Annotated in this window: 20 protein-coding genes; 7 read left to right on the plus strand and 13 right to left on the minus strand. The window is 61.1% G+C overall.

From position 1 onward, the window contains the following. Window position 1: 1 nt before the first annotated feature. The 4 genes from ACN0X0_RS11990 to ACN0X0_RS12005 all read right to left on the minus strand — a co-directional run bounded on the left by ACN0X0_RS11990 (window position 2) and on the right by ACN0X0_RS12005 (window position 2,958). The gene (locus tag ACN0X0_RS11990; protein WP_417263948.1) at window positions 2-283 is read right to left on the minus strand and encodes a DUF2312 domain-containing protein; all 282 of its coding nucleotides are present in this window, start codon (window positions 281-283) and stop codon (window positions 2-4) included. A gap of 135 nt (window positions 284-418) precedes the next feature. Beyond that, window positions 419-1,174 (minus strand): LamB/YcsF family protein, encoded by a 756-nt coding sequence (locus ACN0X0_RS11995; RefSeq protein WP_417279346.1) that lies wholly within the window; start codon window positions 1,172-1,174, stop codon window positions 419-421. 3 nt (window positions 1,175-1,177) lie between these two features. Next, window positions 1,178-2,191 (minus strand): biotin-dependent carboxyltransferase family protein, encoded by a 1,014-nt coding sequence (locus ACN0X0_RS12000; protein ID WP_417279347.1) that lies wholly within the window; start codon window positions 2,189-2,191, stop codon window positions 1,178-1,180. Further along, a complete protein-coding gene (locus tag ACN0X0_RS12005; RefSeq protein ID WP_417279348.1) occupies window positions 2,188-2,958 on the minus strand; it encodes a 5-oxoprolinase subunit B family protein in 771 nt (256 codons plus the stop codon). Before ACN0X0_RS12005 ends, ACN0X0_RS12000 begins: the two co-directional genes overlap by 4 nt. 158 nt (window positions 2,959-3,116) lie before the next feature. Between ACN0X0_RS12005 and ACN0X0_RS12010 the strand changes: the two genes are divergently transcribed. Further along, the gene (locus tag ACN0X0_RS12010) at window positions 3,117-3,332 is read left to right on the plus strand and encodes a hypothetical protein (protein ID WP_417279349.1); all 216 of its coding nucleotides are present in this window, start codon (window positions 3,117-3,119) and stop codon (window positions 3,330-3,332) included. Between the two features lie 316 nt (window positions 3,333-3,648). Continuing rightward, complete coding sequence (locus ACN0X0_RS12015) at window positions 3,649-4,668, plus strand: phosphoadenosine phosphosulfate reductase (protein WP_417279350.1); 1,020 nt, start codon at window positions 3,649-3,651, stop codon at window positions 4,666-4,668. Between the two features lie 27 nt (window positions 4,669-4,695). Here the strand turns inward: ACN0X0_RS12015 and ureG are convergent, their stop codons facing one another. From ureG to ACN0X0_RS12030, 3 genes are all read right to left on the minus strand, one after another. Continuing rightward, window positions 4,696-5,310 carry an urease accessory protein UreG gene (gene ureG / locus ACN0X0_RS12020; RefSeq protein WP_417279351.1) on the minus strand — a complete coding sequence of 205 codons (615 nt, stop codon included), beginning with the start codon at window positions 5,308-5,310 and terminating at the stop codon, window positions 4,696-4,698. A 130-nt stretch (window positions 5,311-5,440) separates the two neighbouring features. Further along, a complete protein-coding gene (locus ACN0X0_RS12025; protein ID WP_417279352.1) occupies window positions 5,441-6,118 on the minus strand; it encodes an urease accessory protein UreF in 678 nt (225 codons plus the stop codon). Beyond that, a complete protein-coding gene (locus ACN0X0_RS12030) occupies window positions 6,072-6,647 on the minus strand; it encodes an urease accessory protein UreE (RefSeq protein ID WP_417279353.1) in 576 nt (191 codons plus the stop codon). Before ACN0X0_RS12030 ends, ACN0X0_RS12025 begins: the two co-directional genes overlap by 47 nt. A 74-nt stretch (window positions 6,648-6,721) precedes the next feature. Here ACN0X0_RS12030 and ACN0X0_RS12035 point away from each other — a divergent pair, with 74 nt between their 5' ends. Continuing rightward, on the plus strand, window positions 6,722-7,804 hold the full coding sequence (locus ACN0X0_RS12035; RefSeq protein ID WP_417279354.1) for a hypothetical protein: 1,083 nt from the start codon (window positions 6,722-6,724) through the stop codon (window positions 7,802-7,804). A gap of 56 nt (window positions 7,805-7,860) precedes the next feature. After that, window positions 7,861-8,187, plus strand: coding sequence for a hypothetical protein (locus ACN0X0_RS12040; RefSeq protein WP_417279355.1), 327 nt, complete (start codon window positions 7,861-7,863; stop codon window positions 8,185-8,187). A gap of 59 nt (window positions 8,188-8,246) precedes the next feature. Here ACN0X0_RS12040 and ACN0X0_RS12045 read toward each other — a convergent pair whose 3' ends face one another. The 6 genes from ACN0X0_RS12045 to ACN0X0_RS12070 form a co-directional block, all read right to left on the minus strand. Continuing rightward, on the minus strand, window positions 8,247-8,471 hold the full coding sequence (locus ACN0X0_RS12045) for a hypothetical protein (protein WP_417279356.1): 225 nt from the start codon (window positions 8,469-8,471) through the stop codon (window positions 8,247-8,249). Window positions 8,472-8,624: 153 nt separating this feature from the next. Beyond that, a complete protein-coding gene (gene ureC / locus ACN0X0_RS12050) occupies window positions 8,625-10,367 on the minus strand; it encodes an urease subunit alpha (RefSeq protein ID WP_417279357.1) in 1,743 nt (580 codons plus the stop codon). Between the two features lie 12 nt (window positions 10,368-10,379). Further along, entirely contained in the window at window positions 10,380-10,751 is a 372-nt protein-coding gene (locus ACN0X0_RS12055) for a lysozyme inhibitor LprI family protein (RefSeq protein ID WP_417279358.1), read from the minus strand. Continuing rightward, complete coding sequence (locus tag ACN0X0_RS12060) at window positions 10,751-11,056, minus strand: urease subunit beta (RefSeq protein ID WP_417264097.1); 306 nt, start codon at window positions 11,054-11,056, stop codon at window positions 10,751-10,753. The genes ACN0X0_RS12055 and ACN0X0_RS12060 overlap by 1 nt, the downstream gene beginning before the upstream one ends. A gap of 10 nt (window positions 11,057-11,066) precedes the next feature. After that, the gene (locus ACN0X0_RS12065) at window positions 11,067-11,369 is read right to left on the minus strand and encodes an urease subunit gamma (protein ID WP_226553187.1); all 303 of its coding nucleotides are present in this window, start codon (window positions 11,367-11,369) and stop codon (window positions 11,067-11,069) included. A 13-nt stretch (window positions 11,370-11,382) separates the two neighbouring features. After that, entirely contained in the window at window positions 11,383-12,228 is an 846-nt protein-coding gene (locus tag ACN0X0_RS12070; RefSeq protein WP_417279359.1) for an urease accessory protein UreD, read from the minus strand. Window positions 12,229-12,402: 174 nt separating this feature from the next. On the opposite strand from ACN0X0_RS12070, the gene pyrC reads away from it, so the two are divergent. The 3 genes from pyrC to ACN0X0_RS12085 all read left to right on the plus strand — a co-directional run bounded on the left by pyrC (window position 12,403) and on the right by ACN0X0_RS12085 (window position 15,896). Further along, a complete protein-coding gene (pyrC, locus tag ACN0X0_RS12075; RefSeq protein ID WP_417279360.1) occupies window positions 12,403-13,443 on the plus strand; it encodes a dihydroorotase in 1,041 nt (346 codons plus the stop codon). 13 nt (window positions 13,444-13,456) lie between these two features. Continuing rightward, entirely contained in the window at window positions 13,457-14,137 is a 681-nt protein-coding gene (locus ACN0X0_RS12080) for an orotate phosphoribosyltransferase (protein ID WP_226553184.1), read from the plus strand. 202 nt (window positions 14,138-14,339) lie between these two features. Beyond that, on the plus strand, window positions 14,340-15,896 hold the full coding sequence (locus ACN0X0_RS12085) for a replicative DNA helicase (RefSeq protein WP_417279361.1): 1,557 nt from the start codon (window positions 14,340-14,342) through the stop codon (window positions 15,894-15,896). Window positions 15,897-15,950 lie beyond the last annotated feature (54 nt).

Consider the following 15,950-nt stretch of genomic DNA (forward strand, 5'->3'; position numbering starts at 1 on the left):
CTCAGCGCATGCCCAGAGCTTCCTTATACATGTCCAAAATCGCCTCTTCCTCGGCGATCTCATCGGCGCTTTTCTTGCGCAGGGCGATGAGTTTGCGCATCGCTTTGGTGTCGTAGCCACGGCCTTTCGCCTCGGCCATCACCTCTTTTTGCTGATCCGCGATGTCTTTTTTCTCAAGCTCAAGGCGCTCAAAGCGCTCCACGAACTGGCGCAGCTCGTCGGCGGTCACGCGGTAGGAGGCGTCAGGGCCGGAGCTGTGGCCGGATTCGATATCGTCGTCCATCATGGGGAAACCTTCCTCGGGGGGTAGTGGGATATTTTTGCTCTTCTCAAGCCCTGATCCCTACCCGGCAGGCGGCGCCATGGCAAGCCTCGGACCCTGCCCAATGCGACGGATTTCGCCGATATGATTGCGGGCTCAAAGCCTGGCAATCTCGACGCCCTCCGCCTGCAACCCGGCCTTGAGCGCGGAGGTCATCGCCAGCGCGCCCTCCGTATCGCCATGCACGCAAATCGTGTCGATTTTGCACGGAATATGCTTGCCGCTCTCCGTAATGATCGCCCCCGCCTTGAGCATCGCGAGGATGCGCGTGGAGATCACTTGCGGATCATGCAGCACCGCGCCCGGCTGGCGACGATCCACCAGCGTGGCGTCGTCATTATAGGCGCGATCCGCGAAAATTTCGCCCGCCCAGGCGCAGTTGAGATCGCGCGCGGCCTGCTCCATCGCAGTGGCCGCGAGCACCATGATCACGATATCGGGCTGAACCTTGAGAGCCGCCTCGAAACAGACCCGCGCGAGACCTGCATCCTCGGAGGCCATATTCGCCAGCGCGCCGTGCAGCTTCAGATGCCGGACCTGACCGCCCGCCGCCCGCGCCATCGCCTGCGCCGCGCCCAGTTGGTAACTCACCAAATTGGCGATCTCCTCATGGCTCAGAGGCAAGCGCCGCCGCCCGAAGCCCTTGAGATCGGCAAAACCCGGATGCGCGCCGATGCCGACACCGTTCTCCACCGCCAGTTTCATGGTGCGTGCCATGACATCCGGGTCTCCCGCGTGAAAGCCACAGGCGACATTGGCCGAGGTGATCACCCTCATCAGCGCGGCATCGTCGCCCTTGGTCCAATCGCCAAAGCCCTCGCCAATGTCGGAATTCAGATCGGCTTTCAGCATGGGTTATCCTTCCAATTCGTCACCGGCTGTCACGCCGCTGATCAGTTGATAGCTCAAAAGATCGTGGATCAAAGACGGGTCGCGAATGAGCGGCTGAACCTTACGGCGCAACTCCTTCAGCCGCACGTCATGGGCGCTCGCGATCCGATCCGCCTCCTCCAAAGTGATCTGCCGAAACCGCAGCTCCGCCCCCTGCCCCGCCTGCGCCACCATGGGCAGGTCCGCCGCAATCACCGTGCCGATCCGGGGATAGCCGCCGATGGTCTGGCATTCGCACAAAAGCACATAGGGCAACCCGTCGCCGGTCATCTGAAGATCGCCCTCAAGGATGAAATCGGAAGCCAGCCCGGCAGGCGCCTGCGACAGAAACCGCGCGTCGGCTTCAAGCCGCACACCTTGGCGATTGGCGGTGGCGGACCGGGTGAAACGCGTGGCCTCGAATTCGGCCAGCACCTCAGGCGCGAAGAGCGCTGTCTGCGGTCCGGCGATATAACGAATGTCACCGCCGGAAAAACGTGTGTCGAGCGGAAGGCCGACAGAGGCCGCGCCCGGATCAGGGTCCGCTCCCAAAGGCAGGCGCGTGCCCTCTTTGAGCGCCGCGCCAAGCCCCGCCGTCACATGGGTCGACCGGCTGGACAGGAATTCTGGCGTCTCGATCCCGCCCGCAAAACTCAGATAGCCATAGCTGCCGCGCTCCGCCGCACCGATGGTCAGACGCGCCCCCGGAGACAAGAGATGCGTTGCGTTCCAACGCAGCGCCTGCGTGCCAAAACTGGCCCGCATCGGCGCACCCGTGAGTGCAATGCGCGTGGGCGCCGTGACCTCAAACGTGCCGCCCATCCCGGCCATCTCAATAGCGGCTTGCGGGGTGCTCTGCGACAACAACGCCGCCGCTTCATAAAGTGCGACCGGATCGGCCGCTCCGCCACGCGACAAGCCCAGATGGGCCCTGCCGGGTCGACCGAGGTCCTGCACGGTCAGCCCCGGCCCCGCTTTGTGGACGATCACCGCACTCATGACCGCAGCTCCAGCTTGGCGCCGCCGGTTGGGTCGCCGGAGGCCAAAAGCCCGTCCATCTCTGTCCCCGACACCGGCACCAGCCGCATTTCATCGCCTGCGCAGAGCGGCAGGGGCGTGTCGCTCTCGGGGCGGAACACCCGAAACGCCGTGCGCGCCACCTGACGCCAGCCGGTCGGCGAGGCATTGGCAAAGAGCACCAATTGCCGAACCGCCAAAGCGATCGCGCCCTGCGGCACCTGCGGGTTGAGCGATGTCATACGCGGCAGATCGAAGGCATCGGGCAAGAGGCCGAGATAGGGCTGACCGGGGGCAAATCCGATGGCCAGAACCCTGAGCGGGGTCTGGACAATCTCACCGATCACCTGCTCGGGACTCAGCCCCGTCGTCACCGCCACCTCCGCCAGATCGGGGCCATGATCCCCACCAAAACTCACCGGCACCTGCCAGACCCGCGTAGCAGGTTCAGGCGTGGCGTGATGCCAGTCTTCGCCCTCCAGCAGCCGCGCGATCTGGGCCCGCAGGACCACACGGTCGGTGCCATCGGGATCATAGGAAAACAACACGGACGTCAGGCTCGGCGCCACACGCGTCACGCCCGACAGCGCAGAAGCCGAGCCCAAAGCATGTAGCTTTTGCACCGCCGCCATCGCCCAAGGCTCAGGCGTCAAGGCAAAGCGCACCAGCCAACCGTCCCGTCCCAAAGGCAAAATCTCTGGTCCGCCGTCCTGCGAAGTCGAAAGCTGGTTCATCTGATCAACGGTCATTTTGGGCCTGTTGGGATCATGCGTCCGTTACTCATTCCAAACCCTGGCCCTTTTTTCAATGACTTGGCCACCAGGAAAGCCATTCAAGCGCGCAAATGCTTGCTTGCGCGGGCCAGTTCTGTATCAAGCAGGGCGAAATGAAAAGCGAGGGACTGAGGATGGATGCATTGATCTGGGGCGGCGTGGCGCTGACTTTGGCGGGGGTGGCGCTGTTGGGCTATTGCATCCTGGCCGCGCTGAAGGCCAAGAAAGCCGGTGGCACGGATGAGGACATCCGCGCGCGTCTGCAAAAGATCGTGGCACTCAATCTCGTTGCGCTTCTGATCTCCGCCATGGGCTTGGGCGCTGTCACGATCGGAATCATTCTCGGCTGATTCCGCCCCCCGTGGACATCCCGACTCGCGGCGCGCGTCCCGCCACTCAAACGGGCCCTTTCGGCCCGTTTCATTTTGCGCATTCTCACGGCAATTTCACATCAAACCGGCAAAGATACGCGCATCGTTTCCCCTCCAGAGACAGTGGCAAAAGAAAAGCTGGAAATCCTTTTGCCCGCCGCGCAAAAGCCCTATCTGGATAACAGGCGATTAACCATTTTACGCCTTCTTGGTCTCAGCACGGGCGACAACAAGCGTGCAAGACCAAAGGACCGGTGTCGGCGCGTGACGCACAATGAGTGAGGGGAGATATCAGATGAGTGAGCAGGAGACGGAGCTGCAAAAGGCCATGAAAGGGATCGAGGATATTTCCGATTTCCCGCGCGATGAATGGTGCGAAGCGATCGAAGGCTTAAGCGAAGAGCTTGGCTATTTCGAACCGCTGGGCGAGCATCACAGCGTGGCCTTTCTCGACGAAAAACCCCGGCTGCTCGTCACGTTCGAAAGCTATGAGCGCACCACGGAGCGCACCGAAAAAGGCTATCCCATCGGCATGTCTTTGGCAGGCGAGCACGGCTGGTCGTCTTTGACGCTGATCTCCCACGGCCCCGACGAGACCGGCGACTGGTTCCGCTCGAAACATATCTATCGCTATTTCGACCGCCTCGTGGACGAAGGCTTTTTCGAAGATTTCGACCAGGTGGTGTTCTACGGCGCGGGCGCCTGTGGCTATGCCGCCGCCGCCTATTCCGTCGTGGCCCCCGGCGCCACCGTGATCGCCGTTGCGCCTCAGGCCACGCTGAACGGACGTCTGGCGTCTTGGGACGCGCGTTTCCCGAAAACCCGGCGCATGGATTTCACCACGCGCTACGGGTTCGCCCCCGACATGTTGGAAGGTGCGGAAAAGGCCTATGTGCTCTATGACCCCAAAGTCGAAGCCGACGCGATGCATGCCGCCCTGTTCAACGCACCGCATATCACCCGCGTGCCCTGCCGCCTGTTCGGCATCGACCCGGAATATGAGATCATGGAGATCGACGCACTGGCGCCGATCCTTGAGGCCGCGATGCAGAGCCATCTTGACCAACGCGTGATCACTCAAGCCCTGCGCAAGCGGCGGTCGCACATGGGGTATCAGCGTCGTCTGTTGGCGGAACTCGCGCCCAGTTCTCGCCCCTATCAAACCGCACTCTTCTGCCGTTACGTGCTGCGCCAGCGCCGCAACGCCCCGCGCTTCCGCCGGGCTTACGATTTGGCGATGGAAGTGCTCGAAGGTCAGGGCAAGGCCCTGCCCCCGGCGCAACCCGCGGCGAAGACCAAAAACGAGACGGCCTGAAAGACCACTTCAACGAAAAGGATGGGCTCAGGCGAGCCCGCCCTCTTCCTCGACAAAGCGCACGACCTCTTCGACACCCTTACCGTGGCGCAGCGCCGCCATGACATAGGCATTGGTGCCGCGCGCGCGTTTCGTGTCCTCTTCCAAGAGCACCGGATCGACCCCCACATAAGGCGCCAGATCGAGCTTATTGACCACCAGCATATCCGAGCGCGTCACGCCGGGTCCGCGTTTGCGCGGAATGTCCTGCCCCGCCGCCGTGTCGATCACATAGATCGTCAGATCGGCCAATTCCGGCGAAAACGTCGCGGCCAGATTGTCGCCACCGCTCTCGATCAGGATCACATCGAGATCGGGAAATTTTTCCGACAGATCGGCCACAGCCGCGAGGTTGATCGAGGCATCTTCGCGGATCGCCGTATGCGGACAGCCCCCGGTTTCGACACCGCGAATGCGCTCCATCGGCAGGATTTGCTGGCGCATCAGAGCCTCGGCATCCTCGCGCGTGTAGATGTCATTGGTGATGACCGCGATGGAGTATTGCTCAGAGAGCGCCTTGGCCAGCACCCCCGTCAGCGTGGTTTTCCCGGCGCCCACCGGGCCACCGATCCCCACCCGCAAAGGTCCGTTTGGTGATGCCATTTTGATCTCCTGTCTAAAGCGTCTTTCGTTTAATCTGAATCAGATTGAGCGAAAAACGTTGCCACACTGAATTGATATTGCAGCATTTCTCAAAAATTGAGTGCCTCAAGTTTTTTGAGAAACGCTTTGCTCAGGTCTTGAAAATTCTGACGTCCATATCCTCATGGCGCGCCGCGTTCAAATCGCCAGCAAAGGCGCCGGTTGTGAGGCTCTCGGGCGTGGCGGTCAGGGCCGCCTCGGCCACCTGTTCGATCTCTGTGTGAAGCTGCGACAACACGGTCTGCCCCGCCGCTTGGCCGAGCGGGACGAACCGCACGCCAGCCGACACAAGGTTCGAGGTAAAGCTATGAAGATAAAGCGCAATCACAGTTTTATCCGGCAGATCCAGATCCCGCGCTGCCTCGCCCACCGCGACCGGCAAGGCGCGCGCGGGTCGTGCGGGGCCGCCCATCTGCGCCACAGTCGCGACAAAGGCCCGCCCCTGCTCAAAGGTCTCCGCCCAGCGCTCTTTCGAGCCCGCCAGAGCCTCCGCCAGATCGCCCATCTCTTGCGCATCGGCGCCTTGAAGGACCATCGCCAAAAGGCAGGCATCCACATGCCCGCCACCCCGCGTCAGGATCACACGGAGCCAGTCTTTCAGCCCCTCCGCATCGCGGACATGGCCGTCGGAAATCGCCAGTTCCAGCCCATGCGAATAGGCAAACGCGCCCAAGGGAAAGGAGGGCGAGAGCCATTGGGTCAGGGTCAGAAGCGCGTGCGGATCAGTCATGGTGGTGGTGGTGGTGAGAGTGCCCGTGGTCGTGATCATGTGCGTGGTCGTGCGAATGGTCATGCGTGTGGCTGTGCCCGTGATCATGAGTATGTCCATGATCGTGGCCCCCGTGATCATGTCCCCCATGATCGTGTCCCATCGTGCGGCCATGCCCATAGGCCCCGCCTTCGGGACTGAACGGCGCCATGATCTCGGAGACCTCTGCGCCCAATTGTTCCAGCATCGCCTTGAGCACCGGATCGCGTTGAATCACCAGCCGGTCGGCCGCGATTTCACAGGGCGTGTGCCGGTTGCCGATGTGCCAAGCATAGCGCGTCACCGTCTCGCCGGTGATGGCATAAAGCTCTTCGTCTGCGGCGCGCACCCCGATCACCGTGCCGTCTTCGCAGGTAAACCCGTCACCCTCGGCAATAGAAACCGTCTGCGGCAGATCGACAAAGACCGCCGCGCCCGCCTCGGTCGTCAGTTTTTTGCGCCGAAGCAGCCGCTGATCATAGGTCAGCGCCACAAAATCCTCGGCTTTCGCACCACAGCCCTTGCAAATCTCATAGGCTTTTTTGCTCATTTTACTCCTCCTGTCAGGAATTGGGACTTTCTTAACCGACTCGCCCCCAAATGGAAGGCAAGGAGACCTTGCCCATGACGTCCATGCATGATCACACCCCACTCGATGCTGTCGATGCGCTCTTTGAGTTGCGCGCGCAAATGGCGCGGCTGCGCGATCTCGAGGCCGAACTTTGCGATGAAATCCGCAGCTTTGCGACCGAAATCGGTGGGGGAAAGGTTTTTGGCGCCAACCGTGTCGCTGTGATCGAAACCCGGACACCGACGCGGGTCGATCCCGCAAAGCTGCCACATGCAATTCTGAGCGATCCGCATTTTTTTGCCACCGAAGAGGAAACCGTCGTGCTGCTCTGGCCACGGGCCGCGGTGGCGCAGGCAGCGATCTCCGCGCCTGTTGTCCCGCCTATGCCGATGCAGGAGGAGTCTGCAATCCAACCTCCCCAAGAGGTTGAGGCGACCGCCGATGACATCATGGCGGATGAAACCGAAGCATTCGAGGGTCCAGACCACGAAGAAGCCTTTCCGAGTGAAGACATTTCTCTGGGCGTCGCCGAACCTGGCCCGGTCGAAATGCCCCTTACGGATGTCACAGAAAACGCCCCTGTGGAGATGCGCACCATCGGCGTGCCGCTTGAGGAGAAGGATGATCCTTTCGCAGAGATGTACAACCTCGAAGAGTCGGTTTTGGCCGCATCGGACGGCAGCGCCCCTGTCGATCTCGCAATGCCCGAGGTCAACGTTGCCCCAGACGCCTTCGTCAATGCCGATGATCCTTTCGGTTTGAAAACCGCCTCGTCACAAGAGGCTGTCATGGCAGCGGACATGCCACTGATCGATGCCCATGACGCTGTAGAAGGCGAAACGCCAAAGGATTTGCGCCCGACCGAACATGCCCATTTGCAACCGCTTGCTGGTCTGCCGGACGAAGATTTGGCGCAAATGACCCCTGAAACCGAAGTCATACTCACGCCCGCGACCCTGCCGGACGCCTTGGACATCGCACAGGCTCTGGAAGCCCAGGCGGACCAGCTTGCCGATCTGCCCTCAGATGTCACACAGGCCCCGCACGCCTCTGTCACCACCGATTTCGAGGGCAACGACCTCATGCCAGCCACCGCCTTTTCATCCCGTCGCATCGCCGTGGGTGGAGAAACCTGACCCTCGAGTCCCAAAGACATCGATTGCGCCCAACTCGATCCAGAAGGAGAGACACAATGTATATGACCCGCTCGCCCGTTGACGAACTTGCCCGGCTTCGCGCGAAAATCGCTGAGCTGCGCGCCCGCGAGGCCGCCCTTGAAGCCCGCTTTATCGAAGGCAACGACACGGGCCGTTTTCCCGGCTACACCTGCGACGTTGTGGTGTCTCGCACCGCCTATCAGGTCTTCGACATTTCCAAACTGCCGCAGCACATCCTGAACGACGACCATTATTACGCAACCAAACATGTCACCTCGATCCGCATCGAAGACCGCGATGAAAGCGACGCCGTGATCATGCTCGGCGGGCCGGACGAGTTTCAAGTGCTCGAACACCTTTGAACGCGGAGCAACCTGCGCCGCCCGACGCGCCGATCCTATGCGCCGCGCATCAGGGCCCGCTAGACGGAAAACAGGTCGCGAAACACGTAATGCGGGATGCGGTCGCGGGTGATCCCGAGCTTCAACAACTCGGCATCGCTCATCGCGTCGAGGCGCGCAAGTTCGCCCAAACGTTTGCGCCGGACGGCATAGGCATTCACCCCCTGCCCCAATGTGGCAAAGAACAGATCGAGCCGCGCCCTGAGGCTTGGCGTAAGAATGGCGATATTGGCGACATGGTGCATGACTGGAAACCTCTCTGATGGACGGTTTCCTCCCTATAATTTCAGGGTAGACCAAAGGGGGGAACACACAATGCAACACCCGCTTCACTCACGCCAAAGCCCGCACGACGCCGCGAAAAGCCGCATCGTGCAGGTCGTCTGCTCGCAGAACCATCAGAACAAGAAGTAGCGCTGCGCCATCGGAAGCTCTGTGGCGGGTTCGCAGGTCAGCAATTCGCCATTCGCCCGCACCTCGTAAGTCTCCGGGTTCACTTCGATCTCCGGCGTCGCATTGTTCATCACCATCGAGGATTTGCCGATCGTGCGGGTGTTCTCCACCGCAACCGTCGTTTTGGCGAGACCAAGCGCCTTGCCCACGCCCTCGGCCTGCGCGGCCTGGCTGACGAAAAGAACGGCGGAGTGCTCAACCGCACGGCCCATGGAGGCAAACATCGGACGGCTATAGACCGGCTGCGGCGTCGGAATGGACGCGTTCGGATCCCCCATCTGCGCCACCGCAATAGAGCCGCCCAAAAGAACCATCTCGGGTTTCACCCCGAAAAACGCTGGCGACCAGACGACCAGGTCGGCGCGTTTGCCCACTTCGATGGAGCCGATATGCTGGCTCATCCCATGCGCAATCGCCGGGTTGATCGTGTATTTCGCGACATAGCGCTTGACCCGCACATTGTCATTGTCACCGGTCTCATCCGACAGACGCCCGCGCTGTTTCTTCATCTTATCAGCCGTTTGCCAGGTGCGAATGATCACCTCACCGACACGGCCCATCGCCTGACTGTCCGACGAGATGACCGAAAACGCGCCCATGTCATGTAAGATGTCTTCGGCGGCAATGGTTTCCTTGCGGATGCGGCTTTCGGCAAAGGCCACGTCCTCGGGGATCGATTTGTCGAGGTGGTGACAGACCATCAACATGTCGAGGTGCTCTTCGAGCGTGTTTTGCGTGAAAGGCCGCGTCGGGTTGGTGGAGGACGGCAGGATGTTCTCGTGGCCGACCACCTTAATGATGTCCGGCGCATGGCCGCCGCCCGCGCCTTCGGTGTGATAGGCGTGGATCGTGCGGCCTTTGATGGCGGCCAGCGTGTTTTCCACAAAGCCGCTCTCGTTGAGCGTATCCGTGTGGATCATCACCTGAACGTCCATGTCATCGGCCACCGACAGACAGCAATCAATCGCCCCCGGCGTCGTGCCCCAATCCTCGTGCAGCTTCATCGCGGCGGCGCCCGCTTTGATCATCTCGACCAGAGCCTGCGGTTGGCTGGCGTTGCCTTTGCCCGCGAGCGCAATGTTCATCGGCACGCCGTCCAGCGCCTGCAACATCCTCCCGATATGCCACGGCCCCGGCGTACAGGTGGTCGCAAGCGTGCCATGCGCCGGCCCCGTGCCACCGCCCAACATGGTGGTCAGGCCAGAATGCAGTGCATCTTCAATCTGTTGCGGGCAAATAAAGTGGATGTGGCTGTCAAAGCCGCCCGCCGTGATGATCCGGCCCTCGCCCGCAATCGCTTCGGTCCCCGGGCCGACGATGATGTCGACGCCCGGCTGCGTGTCGGGATTGCCCGCCTTGCCGATGCCCGCGATCCGCCCGTCCTTGAGCCCGATGTCGGCCTTGTAAATGCCGGTCACATCCAAGATCAGAGCGTTGGTGATCACCGTGTCGACGGCACCCTCGGCGCGGCTTTTCTGCGACTGGCCCATGCCATCACGGATCACCTTGCCGCCTCCGAATTTGACCTCTTCACCATAAAGCGGTGCGTTGCGCCCCGCCCCGGCCAGTTCGGACGTCAGATCGCGCTCGACCTCAATGATCAAATCGGTGTCCGCCAGACGCACCCTGTCGCCGGTGGTCGGCCCGAACATATCGGCATAGGTCGCGCGGGAAATCTTTGCAGGCATGTGTTAACCCTCTCAATTCATCTCGTAGACGGCGCGCATCTCTTCGGTGCGCTGGCGCGTCAAATGTTCCAAACAGGTGTAGACGATCAGCGGCTGGATCGAGCCGCCTTCGAACAGGATGCCCTCGGCATCGCAAGCCGCGTCTCGGTAGGGGATCCAGGCCCGCTGCGCCGTGCGAAGCGCCTCGGCGGTCTTTTCGCTCATGCTTTTCGCCCGATCCATGGCCCAAGCGTAGGTGTCATTCAGATCCTCATCCGCCTTCACCCAAGCCTCATGCGCACAGGCATTCATGGCGGATTGCGTCATCGCATCGTCGCAATCGAGCGCCTGCGCAGATGCCCCGAACGACACGATAAAGGCCAAAGATATGAAGGCCTTGCGCATCACAACTGACCCATCACTTTCTGGTTGAAGCCGTAAACCTCACGCGCGCCCGACAAAGGCACAAGATCGACCTCCCGCGTCTGCCCCGGCTCGAACCGCACTGCTGTCCCTGCGGCGATATCGAGACGTTTGCCCTTTGCCGCTTCACGGTCGAACGCGAGCCCCGCGTTGGTCTCGTAGAAATGATAATGCGACCCGACCTGCACCGGACGGTCGCCGGTATTGGACACGGTCAGCGTCGTCACTTCGGCGCCTGCATTCAGCTCGATCTCACCGTCTTGGATGAAATATTCTCCGGGTATCATGACCTGCTCCTTAGCGAATGGGATGGTGAACGGTGACAAGCTTGGTGCCATCGGGGAACGTCGCCTCGACCTGCACCTCGTGGATCATCTCCGCGATCCCTTCCATGCACATGTCTTTCGTCACCACATGCGCCGCCGTTTGCATCAATTCGGACACCATTTTGCCGTCACGCGCGCCCTCGACCACGAAGTCTGTGATCAGCGCGATCGCCTCCGGGTGGTTCAGTTTCACACCACGCTCCAATCGGCCCCGCGCCACCATGGCGGCGAGCGAGACCAAAAGCTTGTCTTTTTCCCTGGGCGTCAGGTTCATCGTCGTCCCTCATTCACATTTGCCAGACCCGCGGCACATCCGCCTGTCTGATCGTCTTCAAAACCTGCGCCACATAGCGGCGCAATGGATAGCCATCCCCGGCCATCGCCCGGATCACCAGCTTACCGTTCCAGCCGGAGACCCCTGCCGTTACGTCGTCTTGGGTGATCTGTTTGATCAGCTCGGCCTGCGCCTCCGCACCTTGAGCAAAGAGCCCGATGGTGGCAATGGCCCGCGCGCCGCCAAGCGTGGCGGCATGGTCGCGGGTCGCCAAAAGCCCCGCGTCGATTTCCAATGGCTCAAGGAATTCCAGCCGCCCGGCGCGACGAATGTCGCGACGATCCGTCAGATGCAGCGTCTCAATCACCTCGCCCATGGCGGCGCGGCCCAACACGAGGCTCTCGACAAAGAGAAACCGCGCGTCGCCCGCGATCTCGGCAGATGTCCGGCGCGACAGGCGGGATTTTTCGAACAGAATGGTTTCCTGGGGCAACCACTCCAGCGACGCCCCCGCCCCCGCAACCAAGGACACAGACACCTCCGCATCGGCGCCGCCTTTGAGGGAGGCATAGGCCCGCTCGGCGGTTTGCGTGGTGCCGATGAGACGTCCACTGTTTTCGACCTCAAGCCGGTAATCCAGCCGATCCCCTGCGGTCAAGCCCCCGGATGTATTGAGAAAAACAACTTCGGGAACAGCGGAATGCACCTTTGGCATCATCGCTTTCGCGGAGCCGGATTGATGCAGATCGCGCAGACCTTTCGGCCCCATCACCACATGCGCGCGACCCCGAACCCGCTGCATGACAGGCTGCGCTACGGCCGCCTGCAAAGTCTCATCTGTGCGCCGCGTGTCCAGCATTCGGGTCCTCCAAGTCGCCCCGAGACTAGCGGCACCCGGCGACCAGCTTCAATCCCACATCCGGTGCTTCTCACGCGGAAGCTCCTAAAAACCAACCAACCGCTCAAAAAATAAGCGCACCCTTTCCCGATGCACTCTCTGGCGCTTTTCTTCGGAAAGAGGTAATCCAAGCGCATGACCGAGACTCTCACCATCCGCCGCCCCGACGACTGGCACCTGCATCTGCGCGATGGCGCGATGTTGGAGGCCGTCCTGCCCGAAACCACGCGCCATTTCGCCCGCGCCATCGTGATGCCGAACCTCGTGCCGCCGGTGGTCACCATGGATGATGCAAGCGCCTACCGCGAACGCATCCTCAAGGCGAACCCGCGCAAGGGCCAATTCGACCCGTTGATGACGCTCTATCTCACCGAACAAACCGACCCCGACGACGTGGCTTTGGCCCATGCCTCCGGTCTGGTGAAAGCCGTGAAACTCTACCCGGCGGGGGCCACGACCAACTCCGCCTCTGGCGTCACGCATTTCGATAAGGTGCGGCCTGTGTTGGAAAAAATGGCCGAGATTGGCCTGCCGCTCTGCGTTCACGGCGAAGTGGTGCATGGCGATGTGGATATTTTCGACCGCGAAAAAGTCTTTATCGACACGGTGCTGGACCCGATCCGCACCTCGACCCCCGGCCTCAAAGTGGTGATGGAGCATATCACCACGAAAGAGGGCGTGGAGTATGCCCGCGAAGGCGGCGCAAACCTTGGCGCGACGATCACGACGCATCACCTAGTGATCAACCGCAACCACATCCTCGTAGGCGGGATCAAGCCGCATTACTACTGCCTGCCGGTCGCCAAACGCGAGACGCATCGTCTGGCGCTGGTGGAGGCCGCGACCTCCGGCGATCCGAGCTATTTCCTTGGCACCGACAGCGCGCCGCATCTCGATGGCGACAAGGAAAGCGCCTGTGGCTGTGCCGGTTGTTTCACCGCGACCAACACCATGTCGATCCTCGCCGAAGTGTTCGAGACCGAGGGCGCGCTTGATAAACTTGAGGCCTTCACCTCGATGAACGGGCCGAATTTCTACGGGCTGCCGCTCAACGAGGCGACGATCACCCTGCGCAAAGGCACGCCGGTGCAATATCCCACGAAAATCGACACCCCCAACGGGCCGGTGACGGTGTTCGACCCGCAAATGCCGCTCCACTGGAGCGTAGAGGCCTAAAGAGAGACTGACCATGATCCCTTCGTCCTTCCCCGATGAGACCGAAATCGCCCGGCTGACGGCGCGCATGCTGTTGGAAATCGGCGCGGTGAATTTCCGCCCCGAGGACCCCTATATCCTCGCCTCCGGCCTGCCGTCCCCGACCTATATCGACTGTCGCAAGCTGATCTCCTACCCGCGCATCCGCTCGACGCTGATGGATTTCATGGCGGTGCAGATCATGCGTCAGGCCGGGTTCGAGGCCTTTGACAACATCGCCGGTGGCGAAACGGCAGGCATTCCCTTTGCCGCCATGGTGGCCGAACGTCTTGGCCTGCCCATGTCTTACGTGCGCAAAAAACCGAAAGGCTACGGCCGCAACGCCCGGATCGAAGGCGCAATGTCTGAGGGCGAGCGCGTGTTGTTGGTCGAGGATCTGACCACCGACGGCGGCTCGAAACTGTCCTTCGTCGATGCGATCCGCGAAACCGGCGCGAGCTGTGGCTGGACGGCGGTGATTTTCTACTACGGCATCTTCCCGGAGACGGAAAAGACACTGGGCGATCACGGGGTGAACCTCATCAGCCTCTGCACCTGGTGGGACGTTCTGGCCGAGGCGAAGAAACAGAAAATCTTCGACGCCGGCACGCTGGCCGAGGTCGAACATTTCCTCGGTGCACCGCGCGCCTGGCAGGAAAAGCACAAGAAAGACTGAGCTCGAAGAGCCCCAGACGTCATGCTCAAAATTTGAACGCTGCTCGAGAGGGCGGCGTTTTTCTTTGCATCCCGCAGGCTTAGCCCGACCCGCGGAGTTATCCACAAAATATACACTTTGCGATGCCCCGCCCGAGTGGTCTAAGACACTCAAATCCGAGAGCAACACGCGACTCGCGGGTCATAAAAGAGGGCAGAACAAGATGAGTGAAATCGCCAAACTCGACAGCCATCGCGGTGAGAAATCCGCCGATGCCGAGGCCGCATCGGGCACAGAGACTGGCGGCAATGGCGCCTCTTTGATCACCTCTTACGCGGGCGCCGCACCGCATAATATCGAGGCGGAACAACAGCTTCTGGGTGCGCTTCTGACCAACAACGATGTTTTCGACAAAATCGTGTCGATCATCGCGCCGGATCATTTCTACGACCCGGTCCACAAAGATATTTTCGATAAAGCGTCCGAGCGCATTTCGAAAAACATGCTCGCCTCGCCGGTGACGCTCAAGGCCTATATGGAGGACCACGTCGGCCTTCAGGAGCTGGGCGGCACAGCCTATCTCGCACGTTTGGCGGCCTCGGCAATCTCGACCTATGCGGTGCGCGACTATGCCCAGCTGATTTACGATCTGTTCCTGCGCCGTCAGCTCATTGAGCTCGGCAATGAAATCGCGGGCGCAGCCTCTTCGGGCTCTGACACACGCGACCCGAGCGAACAGATCGTCGCCGCCGAACAAAAGCTCTACGGCCTCGCCGAACAGGGCAAGGGCGAGACCGGATTTACCTCGTTCCTCTCCGCTGTCACCCAGGCCGTTTTGAACGCCAACGCCGCCTATGAGCGCGGCGGCGGCATGGCCGGGGTCGCGACGAAACTCGTTGATCTCGATAAGAAAATGGGGGGCCTTCACCCTTCTGACTTGATCATTCTCGCGGGGCGTCCCTCGATGGGGAAAACCTCGCTGGCGACCAACATCGCCTTTAACATTGCGAAATCCTACAAAAAGGGCCAGCTGCCCGATGGCAAGCAGGGCGCGGTCGAGGGCGGCGTCGTGGGCTTTTACTCGCTCGAGATGAGCGCCGAACAGTTGGCTGCGCGTATTCTCGCCGAGGCCTCCGAAATTTCCTCGCACAAGATCCGTCAAGGTGACATGACCGAGGAGGAATTCCGCCGCTTCGTCGATGCCGCCAAAACGCTGGAAAGCTGTCCGCTTTATATCGACGACACGCCCTCGATCCCGATCTCGCAGCTTGCGGCACGTGCCCGCAGGTTGCAGCGGACCCATGGGCTAGATCTTTTGATCGTCGACTATCTCCAGCTTGTGCGTGGCACGTCCCGAACCGAGGGCAACCGGGTGCAGGAGATCGGCGAAATTTCCATGGGCCTCAAGGCCATCGCCAAAGAACTTCACATCCCGGTGATCGCCCTGTCGCAGCTGTCGCGGACGGTGGAATCCCGCGACGACAAACGTCCGCAGCTTTCGGATTTGCGCGAATCCGGCTCCATCGAGCAGGACGCCGACGTGGTGATGTTCGTTTACCGTGGCGAATATTATAAAGAGCGCGAAAAGCCCGATGACGACAATCTCGAGGCGATGGAAAAGTGGATGGCCGATATGGAGCGCCTGCACGCCAAGGCCGAGGTCATCCTTGGCAAACAGCGTCACGGTCCGATCGGCACGGTCGAGTTGAGTTTTGAGGCGGAGTTCACCCGCTTTGGCAACCTCGCCGCCGACCGCTACAACAACTACGATTACGAATAAATTCAACGTGTAAAAGGTTAGGCCCGCGTCCTTTCGCCTTGCGACTCTCAGCGC

The sequence above is a fragment of the Celeribacter sp. genome, from assembly GCF_048270365.1.
Taxonomy (GTDB): Bacteria; Pseudomonadota; Alphaproteobacteria; order Rhodobacterales; family Rhodobacteraceae; genus Celeribacter.

Bases quoted from the DNA above. Each gene is read 5' to 3' on its own strand.
- ACN0X0_RS12010 (WP_417279349.1), top strand. From the start codon at position 3,117: ATGGATGCATTGATCTGGGGCGGCGTGGCGCTGACTTTGGCGGGGGTG.
- ACN0X0_RS12060 (WP_417264097.1), bottom strand. From the start codon at position 11,056: ATGATACCCGGAGAATATTTCATCCAAGACGGTGAGATCGAGCTGAAT.
- ACN0X0_RS11995 (WP_417279346.1), bottom strand. From the start codon at position 1,174: ATGCTGAAAGCCGATCTGAATTCCGACATTGGCGAGGGCTTTGGCGAT.
- ACN0X0_RS12070 (WP_417279359.1), bottom strand. From the start codon at position 12,228: ATGCTGGACACGCGGCGCACAGATGAGACTTTGCAGGCGGCCGTAGCG.
- ureG (WP_417279351.1), bottom strand. From the start codon at position 5,310: ATGGCATCACCAAACGGACCTTTGCGGGTGGGGATCGGTGGCCCGGTG.
- pyrC (WP_417279360.1), top strand. From the start codon at position 12,403: ATGACCGAGACTCTCACCATCCGCCGCCCCGACGACTGGCACCTGCAT.
- ACN0X0_RS12085 (WP_417279361.1), top strand. From the start codon at position 14,340: ATGAGTGAAATCGCCAAACTCGACAGCCATCGCGGTGAGAAATCCGCC.
- ACN0X0_RS12000 (WP_417279347.1), bottom strand. From the start codon at position 2,191: ATGAGTGCGGTGATCGTCCACAAAGCGGGGCCGGGGCTGACCGTGCAG.
- ACN0X0_RS12035 (WP_417279354.1), top strand. From the start codon at position 6,722: ATGACGTCCATGCATGATCACACCCCACTCGATGCTGTCGATGCGCTC.
- ACN0X0_RS12080 (WP_226553184.1), top strand. From the start codon at position 13,457: ATGATCCCTTCGTCCTTCCCCGATGAGACCGAAATCGCCCGGCTGACG.
- ACN0X0_RS12040 (WP_417279355.1), top strand. From the start codon at position 7,861: ATGTATATGACCCGCTCGCCCGTTGACGAACTTGCCCGGCTTCGCGCG.
- ACN0X0_RS12005 (WP_417279348.1), bottom strand. From the start codon at position 2,958: ATGACCGTTGATCAGATGAACCAGCTTTCGACTTCGCAGGACGGCGGA.
- ACN0X0_RS12065 (WP_226553187.1), bottom strand. From the start codon at position 11,369: ATGAACCTGACGCCCAGGGAAAAAGACAAGCTTTTGGTCTCGCTCGCC.
- ACN0X0_RS12045 (WP_417279356.1), bottom strand. From the start codon at position 8,471: ATGCACCATGTCGCCAATATCGCCATTCTTACGCCAAGCCTCAGGGCG.
- ACN0X0_RS12030 (WP_417279353.1), bottom strand. From the start codon at position 6,647: ATGAGCAAAAAAGCCTATGAGATTTGCAAGGGCTGTGGTGCGAAAGCC.
- ACN0X0_RS11990 (WP_417263948.1), bottom strand. From the start codon at position 283: ATGGACGACGATATCGAATCCGGCCACAGCTCCGGCCCTGACGCCTCC.
- ureC (WP_417279357.1), bottom strand. From the start codon at position 10,367: ATGCCTGCAAAGATTTCCCGCGCGACCTATGCCGATATGTTCGGGCCG.
- ACN0X0_RS12055 (WP_417279358.1), bottom strand. From the start codon at position 10,751: ATGCGCAAGGCCTTCATATCTTTGGCCTTTATCGTGTCGTTCGGGGCA.
- ACN0X0_RS12015 (WP_417279350.1), top strand. From the start codon at position 3,649: ATGAGTGAGCAGGAGACGGAGCTGCAAAAGGCCATGAAAGGGATCGAG.
- ACN0X0_RS12025 (WP_417279352.1), bottom strand. From the start codon at position 6,118: ATGATCACGACCACGGGCACTCTCACCACCACCACCACCATGACTGAT.